This window comes from Streptomyces sp. CNQ329, from assembly GCF_000482585.1.
In genome coordinates this window covers 1-5,816 of record NZ_AXVU01000091.1, presented here as the reverse complement: position 1 = coordinate 5,816, position 5,816 = coordinate 1, and the positions used below count along the sequence as shown (strand labels likewise).

General features: G+C 77.2%; 2 protein-coding genes. Both read right to left on the bottom strand.

Going from position 1 to position 5,816, the window contains the following annotated elements:
* The coding region (locus I003_RS0128655) for a type I polyketide synthase (RefSeq protein WP_486584446.1) at nt 1–1,748 on the bottom strand (1,748 nt) is incomplete at its 3' end.
* A gap of 35 nt (nt 1,749–1,783) precedes the next feature.
* On the bottom strand, nt 1,784–5,816 hold a 4,033-nt coding region (locus tag I003_RS33655), incomplete at its 5' end, for an SDR family NAD(P)-dependent oxidoreductase (protein ID WP_158689041.1).

Below are 5,816 nucleotides of genomic sequence, written 5' to 3'. Positions count from 1 at the left end.
GCGAACGCGGGAAACGCGTCATACAACTCCCGCCCCATCCCCGGGAACTGACTGCCCTGCCCCGTGAACAGAAACGCCGTCAGGTCCCGCGCCGAGGCGATGCGCCCCGGCCGCTCGGCCTCGCCGTCCGCCACCGCCGCGAGTTGCCGCACCAGCTCCTCGCGGTCCCCGGCCACCACCACCGCGCGGTGGTCGAGCGTCGCCCGCGTCGTCGCCAGAGACCGGGCCAGGGACGCGAGGTCCAGGTCGTCGCGCCGTTCCTCCACGTGTGCAAGGAGCCGGTCCGCCTGGGCGCGCAGAGCGGTGCCGGACTTCGCCGACAGCGGGATCGGGAGCAGCGCGGCGTCCCGGGGAGCCGGCGACGGCGTCGGCGGCTCCGCGTCCTGCGAAGCGTCCGGGGCCTGTTCGAGGATCACGTGCGCGTTCGTGCCGCTGATCCCGAACGACGACACCCCCGCCCGCCGCGGCCGGTCCGCCTCCGGCCACCGGCGCGCCTCGGTCAGCAGCGCGAGCGTGCCCGAGGACAGGTCGACGTGCGGCGTCGGCTCGTCGACGTGCAGCGTCGCGGGCAGTTCGCCATGCCGCATCGCCTGGACCATCTTGATGATCCCCGCGACCCCCGCCGCCGCCTGGGCGTGCCCGATGTTGGACTTGATCGACCCCAGCCACAGCGGCCGGTCCTCCGCCCGCCCCTGCCCGTACGTCGCCAGCAGCGCCTCCGCCTCGATGGGATCGCCGAGCGGCGTGCCCGTGCCGTGCGCCTCCACGGCGTCCACATCGCCCGGCCCCAGCCCGGCGTTCTCCAGCGCCGCGCGGATGACACGCTCCTGCGACGGCCCGTTGGGTGCGGTCAGCCCGTTGCTCGCGCCGTCCTGGTTCACCGCCGTGCCGCGGACGACCGCCAGCACCCGGTGGCCGTTCCGCCGCGCGTCCGACAGCCGTTCCAGGGCCAGCACGCCGACGCCCTCGGCCCAGCCCGTCCCGTCCGCCGCCGCCGCGAACGGCTTGCACCGGCCGTCCGGCGCCAGCCCGCGCTGCCGGCTGAACTCCACGAAGACGCCCGGGCTCGTCATCACCGCCACGCCGCCCACCAGGGCCGTCTCGCACTCCCCGGCGCGGAGCGACGCCACCGCCAGGTGGAGGGCGACGAGGGACGACGAGCACGCCGTGTCCACCGTCACCGAGGGGCCTTCGAGACCGAAGACGTACGACACGCGCCCCGACTGGACGCTCGCCGCGATACCGGTCAGCCGGTGGCCCGCCACCTCCGGCACGGTCTCGTGGAGCGCGGGGCCGTAGTCCTGGCGTACGCCGCCGACGAAGACGCCGCCGCGGCTCCCGCGCACCGACGCCGGGTCGATACCCGCCCGCTCGAACGCCTCCCAGCTCGCCTCCAGCAGCAACCGCTGCTGCGGATCCATCGCCAGCGCCTCGCGCGGCGAGATCCCGAACAGCTCGGCGTCGAAGTCCCCGGCGCCGTCGAGGAATCCGCCCTCGCGCACGTAACAGGTGCCCGGCTTGTCCGGGTCGGGGTCGTGCAGGGCGTCGAGGTCCCAGCCGCGGTCGGTGGGGAAGGGGGTCACGGCGTCGCGGCCGGTGGCCACGAGGTCCCACAGGTCCTCCGGGGAGCCGACGCCGCCGGGGAAACGGCAGGCCATGCCGACGATCGCGACGGGCTCGCGCGCGGCTTCGACCAGGCGCCTGTTCTCCCGCTTGAGCTGCTTTCCCTCCCGCAGCGACGTGCGCAGGGCCTCGACGAGGTTCTCGGTGGACGGTGCGCCGCTCATGCCGTATCACCCGCATCGGAGTCGAAGTCGTCGCCCAGGGCCATGTCGATCAGGCTTTGCGCGTCCAGGGAGTCGAGGTCGACGTCGTCGGTGTCGTCCGGCGTCGGGGCCGGCGGCGCCGGGTCGGCCGCGGCGTCGGCTGCCGGCTCCGCCGGAGCGGGCGCCAGCAGTCCGGCCAGGTGCTCCGCCAGCGCCCAGGGCGTCGGCCGGTCGAAGAGCAGCCCCGCGGGCAGCCGCAGTCCCGTCGCCGCGGTGAGGCGGTTGCGCAGCTCGACCGAGGTCAGCGAGTCGAACCCCAGCTCCGCGAACGCCTCGTCCGGCGCCAGCGCCGCGGCGTCGACGTACCCCAGCACGGCCGCCGACTCCGTGCACACCAGGTCGAGCACGGCGTTCCGCCGCTCGGTCGCGGTCGCGCCGGCGAGGCGCTGCGCGAAGGTTCCGGCCGCGGCCGGCTCCCGCCTCGCGCGTACGGGCCGGGCCCCGCCGTCTCCGGCGCCGCCGCCCTGCACCAACCCGCGTACCAGCGCGGGTAGGTCACCCCCTGCCCCGCGCAGCGCCGCAAGGTTCAGCTTGACCGGCACCGCGACGGGCTCGGCCGACCGCAGCGCCGCGTCGAACAGCCGCAGCCCCTCCGCCGCCGACAGCGCCCCCGACCCCGCGCGCGCCAGCCGCGCCCGGTCGGTCTCTCCCAGCCCGGCGTTCATGCCGCCCGGCTGGTCCCACAGCCCCCACGCCAGCGACACCGCCGGCAGCCCGCGCGCCCGCCGGTGCCGGGCGAGGGCGTCGAGGAAGGCGTTCGCCGCCGCGTAGTTGGCCTGCCCCGGTGAGCCCAGCGTGCCCGCCGCCGACGAGAACAGCGCGAACAGCGCCAGGTCGGCGTCCCGCGTCAGCTCGTGCAGCGCCCACGCCGCGTCCACCTTCGGCGCGAAGACGGTACGCAGCCGCTCCGCCGTCATGGCCGCCAGCACGCCGTCGTCCAGCACGCCCGCCGCGTGGACGACGCCGGTCAGCGGGTGCGCCGCCGGCACGCCGGCGAGCAGCGCGGCCAGCGCCGCCCGGTCGGCCACGTCGCAGGCGGCCACGGTGACCGCGGCGCCCAGGTCCTCCAGCTCCGCGACGAGTGCGGCCATGCCGGGCGCCGCGGCACCCCGCCGCCCGGCGAGCAGCAGGTGGCGTACCCCGTACGCGCCGGCCAGGTGACGGGCGACGAGCCCGCCGAGCGCGCCGGTGGCGCCGGTGACGAGCACCGTGCCGTCCGGGTCGAGGGCCCGCGGCACGGTCAGCGCGACCTTCCCGCGGTGCCGGGCCTGGCTCAGGTGCCGGAACGCCGCGGGCGCGCCGCGTACGTCCCACACCGTCAGCGGCGGCAGCGTCAGGGCGCCCCGGCCGAACAGGGCCAGCACCTCGCCGAGCATCTCCGCGATGCGCTCCGCGCCCGCGTCCATCAGGTCGTACGCCGCGTAGTCGACGCCCGGGCAGGCGGCGCGTACGGCGTCCGCGTCCCTGATGTCGGTCTTGCCCATCTCCAGGAACCGCCCGCCCGGCCGCAGCAGCCGCAGCGAGGCGTCGACGAAGTCGTGCGCCAGCGAGTTCAGCACGACGTCGACGCCGCCGCCAGCACCGCGGAAGGCGGCCTCGAAGTCGAGCGTGCGGGACGAGGCGACGTGGTCGGCGGGCAGCCCCAGCGCGCGCAGCGCGGCCTGCTTGCCGGGGCTCGCCGTGCCGTACACCTCGGCGCCCAGGTGCCGGGCGAGCTGCACGGCCGCCGTCCCGACGCCGCCGGACGCCGCGTGCACCAGCACCGACTCGCCGGGCTTGAGCGCGGCGAGGTCCACCAGGCCGTAGTAGGCGGTGAGATAGACGACGGGGACGGTCGCGGCCTGCGCAAAGGACCAGTCGCCGGGCAGCGGCGCCAGCAGCCGCCTGTCGGCCGTCGCGAGCGGGCCGGCGGCGCCCCGAACCATCCCGAACACCCGGTCCCCGGGCGCCAGGTCGGTGACGTCGGGCGCGGTCTCGACGACGACCCCGGCGGCCTCGGCGCCGATGGTCACCTCGCCCGGGTACATGCCGAGGGCGCCCAGCACGTCGCGGAAGTTCAGCCCGGCGGCGCGCACGGACAGCCGCACCTGGCCGGGCGCCAGGGGCGCGGTCGCCTCGGGAGCCGGCAGCAGCGCAAGGTGGTCCAGCGAGCCGGGCGCGGTCACGTCGAGGCGCCAGGGTGCGCTGTCGTCGGGCGGTGCGAGCGCGGGCGCGGCGCCGCGGGCGAGGCGGGCGGCCAGCGGTTCGCCGGCGCGGAGGGCGAGTTCCGGTTCGCCGGCGGCGACGGCCCGCGGCAGGGCGCGGAGCGATTCAACGGTGTCATCGGTGTCGACGAGGAGCAGCCGCCCGGGGTGCTCCGCCGCCGCGGCGCGCGCGAGGCCCCACGCGGTGGCGGCGGCGAGGTCGGGGTCCTCCTCGGTGCCGACGGCCACGGCGCCCCGGGTGAGGACGAGCAGGCGGCCGGGGGCGAGACGCTCCTCGGCCAGCCAGGCGTTGACGGTGTCCAGCAGGCGGGCGGCGACGGCGTGCGCGGCGGCCGGCGCGGGGGCGGGGGCGTCGTCGGTGGCGACGGGGAGCACGAGCACGTCGGGCGCCTCGGGCAGTGCGTCGGCGTCGAGACCGGGCACGGCGCGGGCGCCGGGCGGCAGCGCGGCGAGCAGGCCGTCGACGTCGGCGGGGGCTGCGGCGGGGGCTGCGAGGAGGGCCCAGGTGGTCGCCGGCTCATCGGTCCCGTCGTCGGCGGGCAGGGGTGTCCACGTGAGCCGGTGGAGAGAGTCGGTGTCGGCGGCGGCGAGCGGGCGCAGCAGCAACGTCCCGACGGAGACGACCGGCTGGCCGGTCGCCGCGTCGGTGGCGTGGAGCGCGACGGCGTGGGCGCCGGTGGGGACGATACGTATCCGAAGGCTGCCGGCGTGCGTGCCGTGGAGGCGGACGTCGGTCCAGCCGAAGGGGAGGTACCCCGTGCCGTCGTCAGCGTCGCCGGTGAGGGCGACGGCGTGGAGGGCGGCGTCGAAGAGGGCGGGGTGCAGCGCGAAGCGGTCGGCGCCGGGGACGGTGCCCGCGGCTGCCGCGGTGTCCGTGTCGGGGAGCACGACCTCGGCGAGGATCGCGTCACCGTGCCGCCAAGCGGCGCGCAGCCCCCGGAAGGCGGGGCCGTAGCGCAGGCCGGCGGCGTCGAGGCGTGCGTACAGCTCCTCCGGCGGTACGGGCGTGGCGCCGGCCGGCGGCCAGGCGGCGGGCGCCGGGTCGGGGGCCGGGTCGGGGGCGGCCTCGGCCACGGTGCCGTGGGCGTGCCGGGTCCAGGGCGAACGGGGACCGTCGCCGCCCGCGGGGCGGGAGTGGACGGCGACCTCGGCGCCGTCGACGGTGACCTGAAGCTCGACCGCGCCGGTGGCCGGGAGCGCGAGGGGAGCGCTGAGGACGAGTTCGTCGAGAGCCGCGCGTCCGGCGTGCCGGGCGCCGTGCAAGGCGAGTTCGAGGAACGCGGTGCCGGGGAGGAGGACGGTGTCCGCCACGGCGTGGTCGGCGAGCCAGGGGTGGGTGCGGAGGGAGAGCGTGCCGGAGAAGACCGTCAGGCCGTCGCGCTCGGCGAGTTCGACGGCCGGGCCGACCAGCGGATGGCGGCCGTCGGTGGCGGCGGGCGGGGGGGTGTCGAGCCAGAGACGCTGCCGCTGGAAGGGGTAGGTGGGGAGGTCGGTGAGGCGGGCGTCGGGGAGGAGGGCGGGCCAGTCGGGGGTGGCGGCGTGGTGGGTGTGGAGGGTGGCCAGGGCGGTGAGGAGGGTGTGGCGCTGGTCGCGGGTACGCCGCTGGAGGGGAACGGTCAGGCTGTCGGTGCCGTCGAGGCATTCGGTGGCGAGGGTGGTCAGTGCGGCGTCGGGGCCCACCTCGACGTACGTGGTCACGCCCTCGGCACGCAGGGCATCGACCGCGTCGGCGAACCGGACCGGCTCACGCACCTGACGCACCCAGTACTCCGGATCCACCAGCCGC